Origin of the sequence: Paraburkholderia sp. RAU2J, assembly GCF_003634845.1 — a bacterium.
In the GTDB taxonomy this organism is placed as follows: Bacteria; Pseudomonadota; Gammaproteobacteria; order Burkholderiales; family Burkholderiaceae; genus Paraburkholderia; species Paraburkholderia fynbosensis.
Genome location: NZ_RBXG01000001.1, coordinates 1,730,103 through 1,747,698 on the forward strand (window position 1 = coordinate 1,730,103; position 17,596 = coordinate 1,747,698).

At 65.8% G+C, this 17,596-nt stretch carries 19 protein-coding genes; 15 read left to right on the forward strand and 4 right to left on the reverse strand.

Features of this window, described 5'->3' with window-relative positions; genetic code table 11:
* Positions 1-6: 6 nt before the first annotated feature.
* Both B0G69_RS07995 and B0G69_RS08000 read right to left on the reverse strand, forming a co-directional pair.
* Positions 7-840 carry a type III pantothenate kinase gene (locus B0G69_RS07995; protein ID WP_121316397.1) on the reverse strand — a complete coding sequence of 278 codons (834 nt, stop codon included), beginning with the start codon at positions 838-840 and terminating at the stop codon, positions 7-9.
* Positions 837-1,748 carry a biotin--[acetyl-CoA-carboxylase] ligase gene (locus B0G69_RS08000; protein WP_121316398.1) on the reverse strand — a complete coding sequence of 304 codons (912 nt, stop codon included), beginning with the start codon at positions 1,746-1,748 and terminating at the stop codon, positions 837-839. Before B0G69_RS08000 ends, B0G69_RS07995 begins: the two co-directional genes overlap by 4 nt.
* 106 nt (positions 1,749-1,854) lie before the next feature.
* Between B0G69_RS08000 and B0G69_RS08005 the strand changes: the two genes are divergently transcribed.
* The 10 genes from B0G69_RS08005 to B0G69_RS08050 all read left to right on the forward strand — a co-directional run bounded on the left by B0G69_RS08005 (position 1,855) and on the right by B0G69_RS08050 (position 10,601).
* Positions 1,855-2,988 (forward strand): ABC transporter permease, encoded by a 1,134-nt coding sequence (locus B0G69_RS08005; RefSeq protein ID WP_121316399.1) that lies wholly within the window; start codon positions 1,855-1,857, stop codon positions 2,986-2,988.
* Complete coding sequence (locus B0G69_RS08010; protein ID WP_121316400.1) at positions 2,985-3,863, forward strand: ATP-binding cassette domain-containing protein; 879 nt, start codon at positions 2,985-2,987, stop codon at positions 3,861-3,863. Before B0G69_RS08005 ends, B0G69_RS08010 begins: the two co-directional genes overlap by 4 nt.
* 16 nt (positions 3,864-3,879) lie before the next feature.
* Positions 3,880-4,842, forward strand: coding sequence for an MlaD family protein (locus B0G69_RS08015; RefSeq protein ID WP_121316401.1), 963 nt, complete (start codon positions 3,880-3,882; stop codon positions 4,840-4,842).
* 28 nt (positions 4,843-4,870) lie between these two features.
* Positions 4,871-5,497, forward strand: a complete 627-nt coding sequence (locus tag B0G69_RS08020) for an ABC-type transport auxiliary lipoprotein family protein (RefSeq protein WP_121316402.1) — start codon at positions 4,871-4,873, stop codon at positions 5,495-5,497.
* A gap of 31 nt (positions 5,498-5,528) precedes the next feature.
* Positions 5,529-6,686, forward strand: a complete 1,158-nt coding sequence (locus B0G69_RS08025) for a VanZ family protein (protein ID WP_121316403.1) — start codon at positions 5,529-5,531, stop codon at positions 6,684-6,686.
* A 170-nt stretch (positions 6,687-6,856) separates the two neighbouring features.
* Positions 6,857-7,180, forward strand: coding sequence for a ferredoxin (locus B0G69_RS08030; RefSeq protein ID WP_121319203.1), 324 nt, complete (start codon positions 6,857-6,859; stop codon positions 7,178-7,180).
* An 8-nt stretch (positions 7,181-7,188) separates the two neighbouring features.
* Complete coding sequence (locus B0G69_RS08035) at positions 7,189-7,833, forward strand: alpha/beta hydrolase (protein WP_121316404.1); 645 nt, start codon at positions 7,189-7,191, stop codon at positions 7,831-7,833.
* 316 nt (positions 7,834-8,149) lie between these two features.
* Complete coding sequence (locus B0G69_RS08040; protein ID WP_121319205.1) at positions 8,150-9,379, forward strand: D-alanyl-D-alanine carboxypeptidase family protein; 1,230 nt, start codon at positions 8,150-8,152, stop codon at positions 9,377-9,379.
* Between the two features lie 12 nt (positions 9,380-9,391).
* On the forward strand, positions 9,392-10,360 hold the full coding sequence (locus B0G69_RS08045) for a D-amino acid aminotransferase (RefSeq protein WP_121316405.1): 969 nt from the start codon (positions 9,392-9,394) through the stop codon (positions 10,358-10,360).
* Positions 10,332-10,601 (forward strand): DUF493 family protein, encoded by a 270-nt coding sequence (locus B0G69_RS08050; RefSeq protein ID WP_121316406.1) that lies wholly within the window; start codon positions 10,332-10,334, stop codon positions 10,599-10,601. Before B0G69_RS08045 ends, B0G69_RS08050 begins: the two co-directional genes overlap by 29 nt.
* Before the next feature lie 21 nt (positions 10,602-10,622).
* Here B0G69_RS08050 and B0G69_RS08055 read toward each other — a convergent pair whose 3' ends face one another.
* Positions 10,623-11,591, reverse strand: a complete 969-nt coding sequence (locus B0G69_RS08055; RefSeq protein ID WP_121316407.1) for a transcriptional regulator GcvA — start codon at positions 11,589-11,591, stop codon at positions 10,623-10,625.
* Positions 11,592-11,689: 98 nt separating this feature from the next.
* Here B0G69_RS08055 and B0G69_RS08060 point away from each other — a divergent pair, with 98 nt between their 5' ends.
* The 3 genes from B0G69_RS08060 to lipA all read left to right on the forward strand — a co-directional run bounded on the left by B0G69_RS08060 (position 11,690) and on the right by lipA (position 13,997).
* Positions 11,690-12,016, forward strand: a complete 327-nt coding sequence (locus B0G69_RS08060; RefSeq protein WP_121316408.1) for a DUF2917 domain-containing protein — start codon at positions 11,690-11,692, stop codon at positions 12,014-12,016.
* Between the two features lie 237 nt (positions 12,017-12,253).
* Positions 12,254-12,979, forward strand: coding sequence for a lipoyl(octanoyl) transferase LipB (gene lipB, locus B0G69_RS08065; protein ID WP_121316409.1), 726 nt, complete (start codon positions 12,254-12,256; stop codon positions 12,977-12,979).
* 13 nt (positions 12,980-12,992) lie between these two features.
* Positions 12,993-13,997 (forward strand): lipoyl synthase, encoded by a 1,005-nt coding sequence (lipA, locus tag B0G69_RS08070; RefSeq protein WP_121316410.1) that lies wholly within the window; start codon positions 12,993-12,995, stop codon positions 13,995-13,997.
* Positions 13,998-14,115: 118 nt separating this feature from the next.
* On the opposite strand, the gene B0G69_RS08075 is transcribed toward lipA, so the two are convergent.
* Positions 14,116-14,574, reverse strand: coding sequence for a MarR family winged helix-turn-helix transcriptional regulator (locus B0G69_RS08075; protein ID WP_121319207.1), 459 nt, complete (start codon positions 14,572-14,574; stop codon positions 14,116-14,118).
* 267 nt (positions 14,575-14,841) lie between these two features.
* On the opposite strand from B0G69_RS08075, the gene B0G69_RS08080 reads away from it, so the two are divergent.
* Together B0G69_RS08080 and B0G69_RS08085 are read left to right on the forward strand one after the other, a co-directional pair.
* Positions 14,842-15,996, forward strand: coding sequence for a M20 aminoacylase family protein (locus tag B0G69_RS08080; RefSeq protein WP_241991280.1), 1,155 nt, complete (start codon positions 14,842-14,844; stop codon positions 15,994-15,996).
* 36 nt (positions 15,997-16,032) lie between these two features.
* Complete coding sequence (locus B0G69_RS08085; RefSeq protein WP_121316411.1) at positions 16,033-17,361, forward strand: MFS transporter; 1,329 nt, start codon at positions 16,033-16,035, stop codon at positions 17,359-17,361.
* Positions 17,362-17,596: the final 235 nt, after the last annotated feature.

Sequence of the window (17,596 nt, forward strand, 5' to 3'; positions counted from 1 at the left end):
TGCGATTCAGGCGCTCTGTTGCACCGCGCACTCGGCCGCGATCAGCGCGAGGCCGGACAGCACGAGCGAATCGTGGCGAGTATGCGGCACTTTGAGCGCACCCGCCACTGCGTGCACGGCGCCGCCACTGACGACGAGCCGCACCGGCACCTGCCATTCATCCTGCAAGTCGCGCCACATCCGCTCGATCAAACCGGCTTGCGCCAGCGTGCAACCGGCGGACAGCGAGCGCGGCGTGTCCGTCGCGAAGAACGGGCCGCGGCGTGCGGTGTCGCGCGCGTCATCGGCATCGAGCAGCCCACGTGCCGCGGCGGCGTCGAGCGTCGGCAGTTGCGCCGTGTGCTCGCCGAGCGAGCGCATCATCAGGGTCCAGCCCGGCGCAATCAGGCCGCCGACAAAACAGCCGTCCGCACGCAAGGCTTCGAGCGTGGTCGCCGTGCCGAACGTCGCGATCAGCAGGTGTTCGCCGGGAAACGCGGCATGCGCGCCGATCATGCCGGCCCAGCGATCGCTGCCGAGCGCCTCGGGGGTGCTGTAGCGATTGGTCACGCCGCATTGCTGCGCCTGGGCGCGGATCGTGGTGAGCGGCAGTTGCGGCCAGTGCGCATCGAGCAGCGCCGCGACTCGCGCGGCGACGCCTTCACCGGCGACATTGGATAACCATGCGCTGCCCGGCGTCGGCAAGTTCGACCAGTCGGGCTGATCGGCGCCGCCCTGCGCCGCATGGTTCATGTGTGCCAGCGCGCCAGCGGCGAGCTGTGTGCCGCCCGCCTGCACGAGCGCCCACTTGATCCGGCTATTGCCCGCGTCGATCAGCAGATAAGGCGCGCCGCTCGTCATGCGGCACCGTCGGCCAGACGCAGCGAGACGTCGCCGGTCGCGATGGTCTGGCGACCGGCGGCGGTGTCGAGCAGCAGCTGGCCGCGCTCGTCGACGCCCGCCGCTACGCCGCGCGTCAGTTCCACACCTTGTTCCAGCAGCACGACTTCGCGGCCGGCATACGCATGCACGGCATTCCAGCGCGCCTGGAACGGCGCGAAGCCTTCTGCGCCGAAGCGCTGCAAAGCCGGTTCGAGCGCGTTCAGCTCGGCGGCGAGCGTGTCGGTGAGATTGGCGTTGGGCAGCGCGCGTTGCAGCGCGGTCGGCATCGCGCCGCGCGCCTGCGGCGGCACATCGGCGTTCAGCGCGCCGACCTGCGCTGCCAGTTCGTCCGCGCCCTTCACATTGGTGCCGATGCCGATCACGACGGCGCTGGCGTCGCGCGTGCTCCACGCGGTTTCGATCAGGATGCCGGCCAGCTTGTCGCCTTCGAGCAGCACGTCGTTCGGCCACTTCAGCGCGATCTGGCCGGGACCGGCGACCGGCAGCGAGCGCAGCGCGTCGACGAGCGCGACGCCGACAGCGAGACTCAGCCCCGCCAGCCCTTCCAGCGGACGCGGCAACACGCACGCGACCGAAAACAGCAGCGCATTGCCCGGCTCCGCGTACCACGGACGGCCACGCCGGCCGCGGCCGGCGGTTTGCAGATACGCGACCCGCACGATCGGGCGCGGCAGCGCGCCGGCTTTACGCGGCAGCGCCTTGACGCGCGCCATCAGGTCGGCGTTGGTCGAGCCGGTTTCCTCGACGATTTCGATCGGCCAGTCATGCGCATGCGCGCCGAACAGCGCGACCGCGCGCTCGCGGTCGATGCGCCAGTCGGCGCCGGCCGCGCTGGTGGCTTGGGGTGGAGTCTTGGAAGCGTTCATGCCGCATATTGTAGCGACAGCGAACTCCATGGGGGTTTGAGCACGGCCCATCCGCCGCGCCTTCGCTACAATGGCCCTTAACCCGATAACCAGATTCTCGCGATCCTTGAACTACGACACTCCGCCCGGCCTTGAAGTCGCGGCTGGCAGCCAAGGCAAGATCGTCCGGCTCTCGGGCCAGTGGACGGCGCTCGCGCTCGCGCGCGACCGCGCCACTGGTCACGTGATTCCTCTGCTGCTCTCGCTCGCCGGCGCCGAGGGCATCGGCGAGTGGGACCTGTCGCGCATCGACCGGATGGACCACGTCGGCGGTCAGGCGCTGTGGCGCGTGTGGGGCCACAGGATGCCCTCGGACACGACGCTCACCGACACGCAGCGCGACATCTTCGAGCGCATCGCGTTGCTCGACACGGTGCGCGAGAAGGCCGAGCCGGTGGTCCGGTTCGATCCGTTCACCCGGCTGGGTCTCGCGATCTTCTCGTTCTTCGAGCACCTGTACGGCGGCGTCGGCATGCTCGGGCGCGTCGTGCTCGATCTGCTCGCGATCGTGCGCAAGCCGAAAATCACGCCGTGGACCGAGATCTCGGCGAACATCTACAACGCGGGCGCCCGGGCGCTGCCGATCACCGCGCTGGTCGCGTTCCTGATCGGCATCGTGCTCAGTTATCTGTCGGCGCAGCAACTGCGGCTGTTCGGTGCCAACCAGTACATCGTCAATATTCTCGGGCTCTCGGTGATCCGCGAGCTGGGCCCGGTGCTGTCGGCCATTCTGGTGGCGGGGCGCTCGGGCTCGGCGATCACCGCGCAGATCGGCGTGATGCGCGTGACCGAGGAGCTCGACGCGATGCGCGTAATGGGCATCCCCCACGGCCTGCGCCTGATCCTGCCGCGCGTGATCGCGCTTGGCGTGGCGATGCCGCTGCTCGTCATGTGGACCAACATCGTTGCGCTGAGCGGCGGCGCGCTCGCCGCCAAGCTCGTGCTCGGCATCGACATGAGCTATTTCGCGCGGGCCTTGCCGGGCGTGGTGCCGATCGCGAACCTGTGGATCGGCCTCGGCAAGGGCGTCGCGTTCGGCATGCTGATCGCGATCGTCGGCTGTCATTTCGGCTTTCGCATCAAGGCCAATTCGCAGAGTCTCGGCGAAGGCACGACGACCTCGGTGGTGACCTCGATCACCATCGTGATTCTCGCGGACGCGGTGTTCGCGATCCTCTTCCAGAACGTGGGGTTAGGATGATCGCGCCACTCACCCAAGCCGTGCGCGGCCAGCCCGTGCCGTCGATCGCCGAGCCGGTGATCGAGGTTATTGACATCACCAAGCGCTACGGCCGCAACATCGTGCACCAGCATCTGAACCTGGACGTGCGGCGCGGCGAGATCATGTCGATCGTCGGCGGCTCGGGCTCGGGCAAAACCACGCTGGTGCGGCAGATTCTCGGCCTCGAGCGGCCGTCCTCCGGCACCATCAAGCTGTTCGGCGAGGACCTCGCGACCATCTCGCCGGAAACCGCGCTGCTGATGCGCAGCCGCTCCGGCATGCTGTTCCAGCGCGGCGCGCTGTTCTCGTCGCTGTCGGTGTTCGACAACATCGCGCAGCCGGTGCGCGAGCTCGGCAAGGTGCCCGAAGACCTGCTGCGCGACATCGTCATGCTCAAGCTCGAGATGGTCGGCTTGCCGTGCAAGCATGCATCGAAGATGCCGTCGGCGCTCTCGGGCGGCATGATCAAGCGGGTCGGCATTGCCCGCGCGATCGCGCTCGAACCCGAATTGCTGTTCCTCGACGAACCGACCGCCGGGCTCGACCCTCAGGCGTCCGACGAATTCGTCGAGCTGATCTCCGCGCTGCATCGCGCGCTGGGTTTGACGGTGGTGATGATCACGCACGATCTCGACACGATGATTGCGCTGTCCACCCGCGTCGCCGTGCTGGCCGATCGCAAGGTAGTGGTCGCCGCACCGGTCGAGGAGGCGGCGGGCGTCGATCATCCGTTCATCCGCGAATATTTCCTCGGCCTGCGCGGGCGCCGCGCGTTGCAGGCGCTGCCGCCGGAACGCCGCGCGAGGCTGCCGCGCGCGGCGCTCGAGCCGGCATCGTCCGAATTGCCGCTGTGAACCAGGGAACCTGACAATGGAAAACAAATCGCATGCCTTCTGGGCCGGACTCTTCACGATCGTCCTGCTGCTGGCTATCGCGGCGGCGGCATTCCTGTTCAACGTCGACCGTTCCGTGCGGGTGCCGTACGACCTGATTGCGCGCACCAACGTGACCGGCCTGTTTGCGGATGCCGCGGTGCGCTATCGCGGGCTCGACGTCGGCAAGGTGCAGTCGATCAAATTCGATCCGAACCATCCGGGGCAGATTCTGGTGCGCATCCTCGTCGATACGCGCGCGCCGATTACCCACTCGACCTTCGGCAGCCTCGGCTTTCAGGGCGTGACGGGCATCGCCTTCATTCAACTGGATGACAACGGGCGCGACCCGCGGCCGCTGCCGTCGTCGCCTCACGCGGTCGCGCAGTTGCCGATGCGCCCCGGCCTGCTCGATCAATTGCAGCAACGCGGCGACATCCTGCTGCGCAAGCTCGAAAGAGTCGCCGACAACGTGAGCAATATTCTCTCGCCGGAAATGGCCGACCAGTTGCACGCCACGGCGTCCAGCATCCAGAAAGCCGCCGACGGCGTTGCCACGTTGACCCAGCAGATCACGCCGGTCACCGGCAAGCTGCCAGGCACGATCGACCAGCTGGACCGCACGCTGGCCTCGACCAATCAACTGGTCACCGGCCTGAACCGTCCGAACGGCCCGTTCGAGATGAACCTGAACAAGGTCGGCACGGCCGCGCAACAGGCGGGCGACGCGCTCACGTCGATGAACGCCACGTTGCAGGAGCTGTCGGCGCGGGTCGGCTACGACACGCTGCCGCGCGTCAATTCGCTCGCCGAAGACGTGCGTTCGGCGGCCCGCTCGGTGGACCGTGCAGCGGATACGTTCAGCACCAGTCCGCGCAGCGTGCTGTTCGGCGCACCGCCGGCCGCGCCCGGACCCGGCGAGGCCGGCTTCGCCTGGCCCGCCGGCCGCGCCGCCCGATGAATCAACAGGTTTGAAGAAAGGAACGCTCATGTCACGTCCGATTCACCGATTGTTGTCCTCGAGCGCCGCCGTGGCGGTGCTGCTCGCGTTCGGCGTGCTGGCTGCGGGCTGCATGAGCGCGCCCGCGGCGCTCTCCGACACGCGCTTCGACTTCGGGCCGCCGGGCGCGGCGGTATCGGCGGGCAGCTTGCCGGCCGTGAAGGTGCTCGATGTGAGCGCGCCCGAGGTGCTCGAATCGAACCGGCTGCTGTACCGCCTCAGCTACGCCGACGCGCAGCAGATCGCGTCGTACGCGAACAGCCACTGGACCATGATGCCTTCGCAGTTGCTGACCCAGCGTCTGCGCGGCGCGCTCAGTTCGCACGGCACCGTGCTGACGGGCGCGGACGGCGTGTCCGCGCCGGTGCTGAAAGTCAACCTGAGCCAGTTCGAGCAGGTTTTCGACAGCCAGACGGAAAGCCATGCGGCGATCACCGCGCGCGCCACGCTCACCCAGAGTGGCAAGGTGCTCGGCCAGCGCACGTTCGTCGCCCAGGCGCCGGCCAGTTCCGCGGACGCCGCCGGCGGCGCGCGGGCGCTCGCCACGGCCAGCGACGATCTGGTCGCGCAGATCGGTGCGTGGCTCGGCACGCAGGCGCTGGTCGCCGCGCAATGACGGGCCCGCAGCGCACGCAACGGAGCGCTGCATGAGCCAACGACCCTGGCTGCGCCGTCCGTCGGTGCTGGCCCGGCAAGCGCTGCTGCTGTATGCGGCGCTGATCGTGTACGGTTCGTGGTATCCGTTTTCGGGCTGGCGTTCGCTCGGGCTCGGGCCGTTTGCCTATCTGTTCGATCCCATGCCGCAGTACCTGACGGCGTTCGACGTCGTCACCAACGTGCTCGGCTATATGCCGCTCGGCGCGTTGGTGGTGCTCGCGGTCTATCCGCGCTGGCGCGGCCCATTGGCCGTCGCGCTGGCCTTCGTGCTCGGCGGGCTGCTGTCGGGCGTGATGGAAGCGGGGCAAACGTATCTGCCGACGCGCGTCGCGTCCAACCTCGATCTGGCCGCCAACGCGCTCGGCGCTTTGCTCGGCGCGGCGATGATGTCGCCCGCGACCGGCGCGTTGCTCGATCGCGGCTTGTTGAGGCGTATGCGGCTCCTGTGGTTCGAGCGCGACCGTGCTGCGCTCGCGTGTCTGGTCGTCGCATGGCCGTTTGCGACGATGTATCCGGCGCCGCGCCTGTTCGGTCTCGGCAACTGGCCGCGCGCGCTCTGGATGCGCTTCGATTCGACGACGCAGGACGCGCTGCTCGCGTGGGCGCCGCAGGGCTGGCACGTCGGCGCATGGCCAGCCGTGGCCGCCGCATGGTTGCCCGACGACGCGTGGGAAGCCGTGATCACCACCCTGAATCTGTTTGCCGCGCTGGCGCTGGCGTCGCTGCCGGTGCGCCGCCACGCGCCGCGGGCGCGGCTGTTGCTCGTGTTCATCGTCGTCACGTTGGGCGTGAAGGTGGGCGCGACGTTCTTGCAGTCGCAGTCGGGTCTCGCGTTCGACTGGGCGACGCCCGGTGCGCTCACCGGGCTCGTGTGCGGCACGGCTGCCGCGCTGTTCGCGCTGCATCTGCGGCGCCGCTCGCGCGCGGCGCTCGCGAGCGTGGCGCTGGTGGTTGCGCTGGTGTTCGTCAATTTGCTGCCGGTGAATCCTTATTTCGATGTCGTGCTGGCCGACTGGCGGCAAGGGCGTTATCTGCACTTCAACGGGCTCGCGCGTTGGCTCGCGTGGATCTGGCCGTATGCGGCGCTGGTGTGGCTGGCGTTTGTCGTCGAACAGGCGTGGCTCAAGCGGCGTATGAAGCGCGTGTGAGATGGGTGCGGTGCGAGAGTGGCCTGCCCGACACAAGCGGAATGGACCCGCACAGCACGCCTCGCCCCTCGCCCGCATCGGCGGCCATCAGCCCCGCTCGCTATAATCGACCGCACACGAGGCGCGCCGACAGCGCCATGGCCCTCCCTTACAGTCTCGTCCCGGACATCATGGATTCCTTCTACAAGCACCACGTCTTCTTCTGCCTGAATCAGCGCGAACCCGGTGCCGAGCGCCCGAGTTGCGCGAACTGCAATGCCCAGGCAATGCAGGAGTACGCGAAAAAGCGCGTGAAGAAACTCGGCCTTGCCGGCCCCGGCCAGGTGCGCATCAACAAGGCTGGTTGCCTCGATCGCTGCGAGCTGGGGCCGACGCTCGTCGTGTATCCCGAAGGCGTCTGGTACACGTATGTCGACGAAAGCGACATCGACGAGATCGTCGACTCCCACCTTCTGAACGGCAAGATTGTCGAGCGTCTGAAAATCGATCAATAAGCATTCCCATGAACGTACACACGAAGAAATATCTGATCGACGGCCCGGTCGGCAAGATCGAGGTCGCGCTGGATCTGCCCGACGAGATGCGCGAGAACGGCGCCGCGCCGCGCGGCATCGCGCTGGTCGCGCATCCCCATCCGCTGTTCGGCGGCACGATGGACAACAAGGTTGCGCAGACGCTCGCGCGCACCCTCGTGCAGTTGAACTACGTCACCTATCGTTCGAATTTTCGCGGCGTCGGCCAGACGCAGGGCGAACATGACGCGGGCATCGGCGAGCGCGACGATCTGCGCGCGGTGCTGGACCACATGCGCGCCGAAGCCGGGCAGGGCGATCTGCCGCTCGTGCTCGCGGGCTTTTCGTTCGGCACCTTCGTGCTGTCGCACGTGGCCGCGAAGCTGCGCGAAGAAGGTCAGGAGATCGAGCGAATGGTGCTGGTCGGGACCGCGGCGAGCCGTTGGAATGTCGCGCCGGTGCCGGACAACACGCTCGTGATTCACGGCGAGACCGACGAGACCGTTCCCATTCAATCCGTTTACGACTGGGCGCGTCCGCAGGAATTGCCCGTGGTCGTGATTCCCGGAGCGGAACATTTCCTGCACCGCAAACTGCACGTGCTGAAGCGGATCATCGTCGACGCGTGGCGATGATCCGCGCCGCGCGCGCGTTTTCCGGGGTACAGGTACGCGAAACCGCGAATTAATCGGATCGTGCCACGCGGGATTGGCCGGATAGCGCGCGTATAATGAGCGCTCTTTTTTTGAGCGCAGCACGGTCCATCCGGCAGTTCGCGCGTCGCGGAGCGTCATTTCGCGCGCAGCGGTGCCTGTGGGGCGTGCTGCGCGAACCAACCAGGTCGCCGGAAGTCCAATGGGCGCCGCGCCGTTTTACGGCCGGACGCCCGCCGACCGGCTCTTCCAAACTATGCGCCCTGCGCGCGATGTATTTTCCGCACGAACCGACCTTATGCGTTTCTCCACCACCGGCCGCACGTCCTTCCCGTCAGTTGCTTCCTTCGTCCCCCTCAAACTTAGCCGCGCCATCACCCTCGGCATCGTGTTGCCGGCGACCCTCGCTGCCAGCACCGCGTTCGCGCAAGTGCCGCCGCCGGCGGTAAACGCGCGCTCGTGGGTGCTCGTCGACGCCACCAGCAACCAGGTGCTCGCCTCCGGCAATGCCGACGAGCGCGTGGAGCCGGCGTCGCTGACCAAGCTGATGACCGCCTACCTCGTCTTCGAAGCACTGCAGACGAAGAAGATCACGATGGATCAGACCGTGATGCCGAGCGAAGCGGTGCGCCGCGTGCGCACGGACGAATCGCGCATGTTCATCGAAGCGAACAAGCCGGTCACCGTGCACGACCTCGTGTACGGCATGATCGTCCAGTCGGGTAACGACGCGGCGATCGCGCTGGCCGAACTGGTCGGCGGCAGCGAAGCGCAGTTCGTCAACATGATGAACACCGAAGCGCAGCGCCTCGGCATGAAGAACACCCATTTCGCCGACGTGAACGGCATGCCCGACCCGCAGCACTACACGACCGCGGGCGACCTTGCGGTGCTGTCGGCGCGTCTGATCCGCGACTTCCCCGACTACTACAACATCTTCTCGGTCAAGGACTTCACGTACAACAAGATCAAGCAGCCGAACCGCAATCGCCTGCTGTGGATCGACCCGACCGTGGACGGCCTGAAGACCGGCCACACGCAAGCGGCGGGGTACTGCCTGATCGCGAGCGCGAAGCGTTCGCTGCCGGGCACGACCGACGCGTCGCGCCGTCTCGTCTCGGTGATGATGGGCGAGACCAAGGAACACGACCGCGTGCAGGACAGCCTGAAGATGCTGAATTACGGCTACACCGCGTATGACACGGTGCATCTGTACAAGGCGAATCAGGTGGTCGGCACGCCGCGCGTCTACAAGGGTGCGCAGGACAGTGTGCAGATCGGCGTGAAGAGCGACCAGTACATCACCGTGCCGAAGGGCATGGCCGACAAGGTCAAGCCGCAGATCGAGCAGGTCGACACGCTGATCGCGCCGATCGCGAACGGTCAGCAGGTCGGCGTCGCCAAGCTGGTGGCCGACGGCAAGGTGCTCGCGCAGTTCCCGGTGGTGGCCTTGCACGCCGTGCCGCAAGCCGGCGTGGTGGGCCGCGTGTGGGATTCGCTGATGCTGATGTTCAACAAGAAGAAATAAGAGCCTGACGCAATGACCGCTGTTTCCGAGGTTTCGCTCGATCCGATCGTTTATCTGAACGGCGAGCTGGTGCCGTTGTCCGAAGCGCGCGTGCCGGTGCTCGACCGCGGCTTTATTTTCGGCGACGGCATTTACGAGGTCGCACCGTTCTACGCGTCGCGCCTGGCGCATCGGGGCGGGCGCACCGCGTTCCGTTTTCCGCAGCACCTCGCGCGCCTCGCGCGCTCGGTGGGCAAGATCGGCATCACCAATCCGTTCGACGACGCCGGCTGGCGCGAACTGATCGAGCGGGTGGTCGCGGCCAACGAGGCTGATGGCGGTTTGCCGGCGGATCAGGATGCGATTGCCTATATTCAGGTCACGCGCGGTGTCGCGAAGCGCGGCCACGCTTTCCCGGCCGGCATTCGGCCGACCGTGTTCGTGATGGTCACGCCGCTCAATCTGCCGGACGCCGCGCAGCGTGCCCGAGGCGTGCCCTGCGTGAGCGCCGAGGATCGCCGCTGGCTCAATTGCGACATCAAGTCGGTGTCGCTGCTCGGCAATGTGCTGATGGCGCAATTCGCGGCGGAGAATGACGCGTTCGAGACGATCCAGTTTCGCGACGGCATGCTGACCGAAGGATCGTCGTCGAATGTGTGGATGGTGAAGGACGGCGTGCTGTCGGCGCCGCCGCGCAGCCACAAGATCCTCGAAGGGATTCGCTACGGTCTGATCGAGGAGCTGACGGCCGAGTGCGGCATCCGCTTCGAAGCGCGTGAGATCAGCGAAGCCGAGTTGCGCGCGGCCGACGAGATCATCGTCAGTTCGGCCACCAAGGAAGTGCTGCCGGTCACGCGGCTCGACGGCCAGCCGGTCGGCGAGGGCAAGCCGGGCGCGGTGTTCGCGGCGCTGTATGCGGCGTATCAGCGAGCCAAGGACAAAGAAGCGCAACAGGCGCAGCAAGGAGTAGAGAATGAATCCCGCGAACGACTCACTGTTTGATTTCCCCTGCGATTTCCCGATCAAGATCATGGGTAAATCGCATCCGGAGTTCGCCGAAACCATCGTCACGGTGGTCCGCCAGTTCGACGGCGAAGTCGACGCGTCGCGCGTCGAAACGCGGCCGTCCAGCGGCGGCAACTACACGGGGCTGACGGTCACCGTGCGCGCCACGAGCCGTGAGCATCTCGATAGCATCTATCTCGCGCTGACCGGCCATCCGATGGTCAAAGTGGTGCTGTAACGCGTCGCGCGATGTTTCGTATCACGGCGTGACGTGCAATGCGTCCGCCGCCAGACCGGGGCTCGCAGCGGGTCTCGCCTCGCAAGCCCGGTCGAACAGCTGCTTGAAGCGTCCCACCTCGTCGAACACCCAGTCGCGGAAAGCCCTGACGCGGGCGGTGTCGAGCATTTGCGGTGGGCAGATGAAGTAGTACTGCCACGGGCTCGGCCCGTCCACATCGAATAGACGCACGAGGCGGCCCGCGGCGATCTCATGCATCGCCAGCGAGCGGCGCGTGAGCGCGACGCCCTGGCCGTCGATCGCCGCTTGCAGCAGATTCGACGAATCCTGGTACAGCACGCCGCGCTTGGGCTCAGGCCAGTCGGTGAGGCCGGCGGCGTCGAACCAGGGGCGCCACAATTCGTCGTCGGAACGCAGCAGCGGGACTTTGGCGAGATCGGCCGGCGTTTTCGGCAGGTTGCCGCCGTTGAAATGCGGCGCGCAGGCCGGAAAGAAAATCTCCTCCAGCAGCAACTCCGAATGCAGCCCCGAATATTTGCCAAAGCCGAAACGGATCGCCACGTCGACGTCGTCGCGCGCGAAGTCGGTCAGCGCGTTGGTGGACAGCAGTTCGAGGTCCCATTGCGGATGCGCCTCGATGAAGCTGCCGATGCGCGGCGTCACCCAGCGCGCCGCGAACGACGACAGCATCGACACCACCAGGCGGCGCTCGCGGTCGCCGGCGCGGATTTCGCGGGTGGCGTCGGCGAGCGCCATCAGCGCGGTGCGCACATGCGTGGCGTAGCGCCGGCCGGTTTCGGTAAGGCGCACGCGCTTGCCGTCGCGAGCAAACAGCGACACGCCCAGTTCGGCTTCGAGTGCGCGGATCTGGTGGCTGACGGCGCCATGCGTGACGAACAGTTCGTCGGCGGCGCGCGAGAAGCTCTCGTGACGGGCGGCGGCCTCGAATGCCTTGATCGCGTTCAGCGCGGGTAATTGTCGGAGGTCCATCGCAATATTTCTCACATAGAGGTGAAAATAGATCGTTTTGCGTAAACCCTTGCTACGCCTACGATTGTAGCCATGAAACGATTTTTGGCGAGGGCATCATGCGAGAAATTTCCTCTAGCATTGCGTTTGAAATCCGTAACGGCGAAACGCTGCCGATGAAGGTCGCACGCAGCACCAAGCTGGTGGTCCATGGCGGCGCGATCTGGGTCACGCGCAGCGACGACACCGAAGATTACTGGCTGCAACCGGGCCACACGCTCCGGCTGCGGCGCGGTGAGCGACTCTGGCTGAGCGCCGAGGGCACCACGCACGCGAAGGTGGCGTTTTCCGTACCGACGCGCTGCGACGAACGCGCGTTGAACTGGCTCGCGCGGGTCGGTGAACGGTTGATGATGCGCCTGCGCGGCGGTTGGCGCACGGTTTGAGGCCGGGGCGGCGCGCGGATGACGTTGTTGGGCGGCGGGCGCCGATAGGCCGAGACGCCGAGACGCCAAGTCACTGGCGGTAATAGGCACACGTGCCGCCACGCCGTCCGATGCGCTTCCAGCCAGCGCCCCTCCCTACACAACGCACACGGCAACACGGCGCCCGTCCGCACCGAGGCCTTTTGAATGCAGTCACCCCCGGCGCGGATCCCGGTATTTCGGTAAACTGCCGGGACCATGAGCACCATCCCGGTTTCCCCGTCTCCCTCACCCGCCACGGCGCCGCTTACGCTGCGCTGGCTCGGCAACGAATCCTATGAAGCCAGTTTCGACGCGATGCGCGCCTTCACCGATGCACGCACGGCCGATACTCCCGACGAAATCTGGCTGGTCGAACACCCACCCGTCTTCACGCTAGGGCAGGCCGGCGATCCGGCGCATCTGCTGGCCACCGACAGCGGCATCCCGCTGGTCAAGGTCGACCGAGGGGGCCAGATCACGTATCACGGGCCCGGCCAGGTGGTCGCGTACCTGCTGCTCGATTTGCGTCGCCGCAAGCTGATGGTGCGCGACATGGTCACTCGGATCGAGCAGGCCGTGATCGACACCCTGGCGGCGTATAATCTCGCCGGAGAACGCAAGGCCGGCGCCCCCGGCATCTACGTAGCGCCTCATCCCGACGCCGGGCTGCATGCCGGCGCCAAGATTGCGGCACTCGGTTTGAAAATCCGCAACGGCTGCAGTTATCACGGCGTGAGCCTGAACGTGAAGATGGATCTGCGGCCGTTTCTGGCGATCAATCCATGCGGCTACGCGGGGCTCGAAACGGTCGACATGGCAACGCTCGGCGTTGCCGCCGGCTGGGACGACGTGGCCCGTACCCTTGCAGCATGCCTCACCGCAAACCTCGACGGCAGTCCCGCGGCCGTCGCCCAACCACAGGCTGGTGCGCTCACCGCCTGACTGGACCGAACGAATGACTGACGTTACCGCGAACCTCGCAGCTTCCCCCGCGCTCGAAGGTGTGCCGGCTTCCGCCGCCTACGACGCTACCGCGAAGCAGAAGGCGCAAGCCAAAACTGCTCGCATCCCGATCAAGATCGTCCCGATTGAAAAGCTGAAGAAGCCGGACTGGATTCGCGTCAAGGCGGCCACCGGCAATTCGCGTTTCTACGAAATCAAGCAGATTCTGCGCGAACACAACCTGCACACGGTGTGTGAAGAAGCGAGCTGCCCGAACATCGGCGAATGCTTCGGCAAGGGCACCGCGACCTTCATGATCATGGGCGACAAGTGCACGCGCCGCTGCCCGTTTTGCGACGTCGGCCACGGTCGTCCCGACCCGCTCGATCCCGAAGAACCGGGCAACCTCGCGCGCACCATCGCCGCGCTGAAGCTGAAGTACGTGGTGATCACGAGCGTCGACCGTGACGATCTGCGCGACGGCGGCGCGGCGCACTTCGTCGAATGTATTCGTCAGACGCGCGAGCTGTCGCCGGAAACGCGCATTGAAATTCTCACGCCGGATTTCCGCGGTCGTCTCGATCGTGCGATCGGCATTCTGAACGCCGCGCCGCCGGATGTGATGAACCACAACCTCGAAACGGTGCCGCGTCTTTACAAGGAAGCGCGTCCGGGTTCGGACTACGCGCATTCGCTGAAGCTGCTGAAGGACTTCAAGGCGCTGCATCCGGACGTCGCCACCAAGTCCGGGCTGATGGTCGGTCTCGGCGAAACCGAAGAAGAGATTCTGCAAGTGATGCGCGACCTGCGCGAGCACGACGTGGACATGCTGACCATCGGCCAGTATCTGCAACCGTCGGAGCACCATCTGCCGGTGCGCTCGTACGTGCATCCGGACACCTTCAAGATGTACGAGGAAGAAGCGTACAAGATGGGCTTCACGCATGCTGCGGTCGGCGCGATGGTCCGCTCGAGCTACCACGCCGATTTGCAGGCGCATGGGGCCGGCGTGGTCTGAACGCTTTAGCTCGTTGTCCGTATTGAAGATGAAAAAGCCCGCACGCGTTGCGGGCTTTTTTCTGCCGGCTTTGCGTCGGGCCACCCGTCTCATCCCACGCTGCTACCTCGCTATTGCATCAGTCCGTGGACTTCGCGCCCTCGCGTTGTGCCGATGCGCGAAATGCGTCGACGAGTTTGTCGACGATATGATCGAGCGCCGCGCGCTCTTCGTCGCTCAACACCGATAACAACTCCGCCTCCAAAGCCTGCCCCAGTTCGTCGCTGGCCGCGCGCGTGCGCTTGCCGGTCGTCGTCGGCCACAACTGGAAGTGACGCGCGTCATCCGGATGGATCGTGCGCCGTACCTGCTTGCGCTCGATCAGATCCGCCAGCAGCTTCGACAGCAGCGTCTTCTCGATCAAGGTCTGCTCCCTCACCGCCGTCGCCGTGATACCGGGCGCATCGCAGATGATCCGCAGCACGCGCAGAGCGCGCACGTCGAAACCGCACGCCGGCTTGTACACCGCATTGGCGCGGCTGATCATCTCGGTCTTGATCAGATCCAGTTTGAACGTGAGGAAGCGCGCAAACTTCATGTCTTCGGTAAACGCGCGGGCTTTCGGCTTGGCAGGTGGCATACCGCTTGGGACTGTCGGGCTCGGGTTGGGTCGGGGGCGTCGCCTAGGCGGCGTGGATTGCCGCTCAGATCAAGCTCGATGATAGACGAAGCATGGCCGCCGCGCGCCGTTCGTCCGTAAAAGCACTAGTTGAAATTTGCAACTATTAAAGTATCTTCCGGTAACGGGATCGTCATCGCCGCGGCGAAAAGATCTGACCTTCATCATGTTTCGAGGGATGCCGGCATGCAGACAAATGTGGAATGGGGTGCGCTCGCGGAATCGATGCGGACGTGGCGGCGGGACATTCACCGGCATCCGGAACTGGGATTTCACGAGCATCGCACCGCAGAGTTGGTCGCCGGCCTGCTGACTGGTTGGGACATCGAAGTTCAGACCGGCGTGGGCGGCACGGGTGTGGTCGGCACGATCCGGGGCACGCTGGGCGCGGGGCCATCGATCGGATTGCGCGCCGACATGGACGCGCTGCCGATGGAGGAGAAGGGCACCGTCGCGCACCGCTCGACGCATGACAACGTTTTCCACGGCTGTGGCCACGACGGCCACACGGCGATTCTGCTTGGCGTCGCGAAGCATCTGTCGGCGCATCGCGCATTTCGCGGCACCGTCCATCTGATTTTCCAGCCCGCCGAAGAAACGCTGCGCGGCGGCTCGGCGATGATTCGCGATGGTCTCTTCGAGCGCTTTCATTGCGACGAAATCTACGCGCTGCATAACAACAACGCATTGCCGGCGGGCAAGGTCGGCGTGCGCAGCGGCGCGATTCTTTCGGCCTGCGATCTTTTCCGGATCGACATCCAGGGCGTTGGCAGCCACGCCGCGATGCCGCACCGCTCGATCGATCCGCTGATGATCGGCGCGGCCATCGTGCAATCGATCCAGAGTATCGTCAGCCGCAATATCGATCCGCTCGACACCGCCGTGGTCAGTGTCTGCAAGTTCATTGCCGGCACCGCGATCAACGTGATCCCGGACACCGCCATGCTGGAAGGGACCGTGCGCACGCTGTCGGTCGCGGCCCAGGAACTGACGTTGAAGCGCATGCGCGATATTTGCGACGGCGCGGCGCGTATGTATGGATGCACGGTCGAATTCGAGCACCTGCAGAGTTCTCCGCCCACCGTCAACACGCCTGAGCAGACCGACGTCGTGCGGGCCGCCGCGGAACACGTGCTGGGCGTCGACAATGTGATTTCCAACGTCGCCCCGCTGATGGCGTCCGAAGACTTCGCCTTCATGCTGCAGCAGCGCCCGGGTTCGTACTTTTTCCTCGGTCACGACGGCCTGACGTGCCATCACCCGGCATTCGATTTCGACGACGACACGGCACCGGCAGGCGCGGCGGTGTTCCTCGAAATCGTGCGGCGTCGGCTGGGTTGAGCGCACACGCCAATCACATCTTCATGGAGATTCGCAATGTCCGTTAACCCCGTACAATCGCCGTCGATGGTGAGAAAGGTGGTGATTGCCTCCGTTCTCGGCAATGCATTCGAGTGGTTCGACTTCGCGATCTACGGGCTGTTTGCGGCGACGATCGCGCGCCTGTATTTCCCGGCCGACAACCCACTCGCCTCGCTGATGCTGACGTTGGCGACCTTCGGCATCGGCTTTGCCGTACGCCCGCTCGGCGGCGTGCTGCTCGGGTTGTACGGCGACCGGGTCGGGCGCAAGAAGGCGCTGTCGGTCACCATCGTGCTGATGGCGCTCGGCACCGGCATGATCGGCCTGCTGCCGACCTATGCCGCGATCGGCGTCGCCGCGCCGATCCTGATGGTACTGGCCCGGATGATTCAGGGCATCTCTGCCGGCGGCGAATTCAGCGGTGCGACCACGATGCTGGTGGAGTTCGCGCCCGCTCATCGGCGCGGCTTCTTCGGCAGTTTCCAGATGTGCTCGCAGGCGCTGGCATTCTCGCTGGGCGCCGCAGTGGCGTACCTGCTCACCACCCACCTCAGCGCGGCTCAACTGGAATCATGGGGATGGCGCCTGCCGTTTCTGTTTGGCATCCTGATCGGCCCGGTGGGCTGGATCATCCGTTCGAAGGTCGATGAATCGCCGGAGTTTCTTGCCTATCGCCGCAGCGCCGCGAGCGCATCGGAGAAGGCCGCGCGCACGCCGTTGCGTGATCTCGTGCGCAAGTATCCGCGCGAGATGATCTCCAGCACCGGCATCTGCGTGGTGGGCACGGTCTCCGCGTACGTGTTCGTGTTCTTCCTGCCGATCTTCGCGAAGCAGCGCCTGGGCATCGCGACGGCGGATGCGAATCTCGCGACCTTTTTCGGAACGGCCGTCATCCTGCTCGTCTGTCCGCTCGCGGGCTACCTGTCCGACCGATACGGACGCAGGGCGGTGCTGCTGCCGGGGATGGTCGGCTATGGCGTGGCCGCGTGGTTCTTCTTCCATCACTTCATCGCCGCGCCCTCGTTCCACTCGCTGTTGCTGCTGCAAGTGGGGGTGTCGTTCTTCATGAGCTTTATCTGGGCGCCCGTACCGGTCGTGTTGACGGAAGTGTTTCCGGTCGGCGTGCGCTCGACGGGTGCGGCGCTCACGTACAACCTGGCCGTGCTGCTGTTCGGTGGACTGGCGCCGTTCGTCAACACGTGGCTCGTCAAGGTGACGGGCAGCAATGCCGCGCCGCTGTACTACGTGTTGTTCAGTCTGTTGATCGGCGTGGTGAGCACGCTGCTGCTGCCGCAGACCGACGGCGGCAGGGTGCGTGCCCAGGCGGCTTCGCAAGCGCGTTAAAGGCGGCATGAGCGCCGCTGCCCGGCGGCGTCGGGGCAGCGGCGGACTACGCCAGCTTGTGTCTGCAACGGCCGGACGCCGGCACGCATCAATTCCACATGAGGCGGGAAACATTGGCACTGCGCCGCGGCGAGGGATCCGCGAGCCCGGACGCTTCGTCATCCTGATCACGAACTTGCAAAGACTGAAGAACGCGACGAGACGAGGCGCGCGCCCACGCCAGACTATCGCCGCA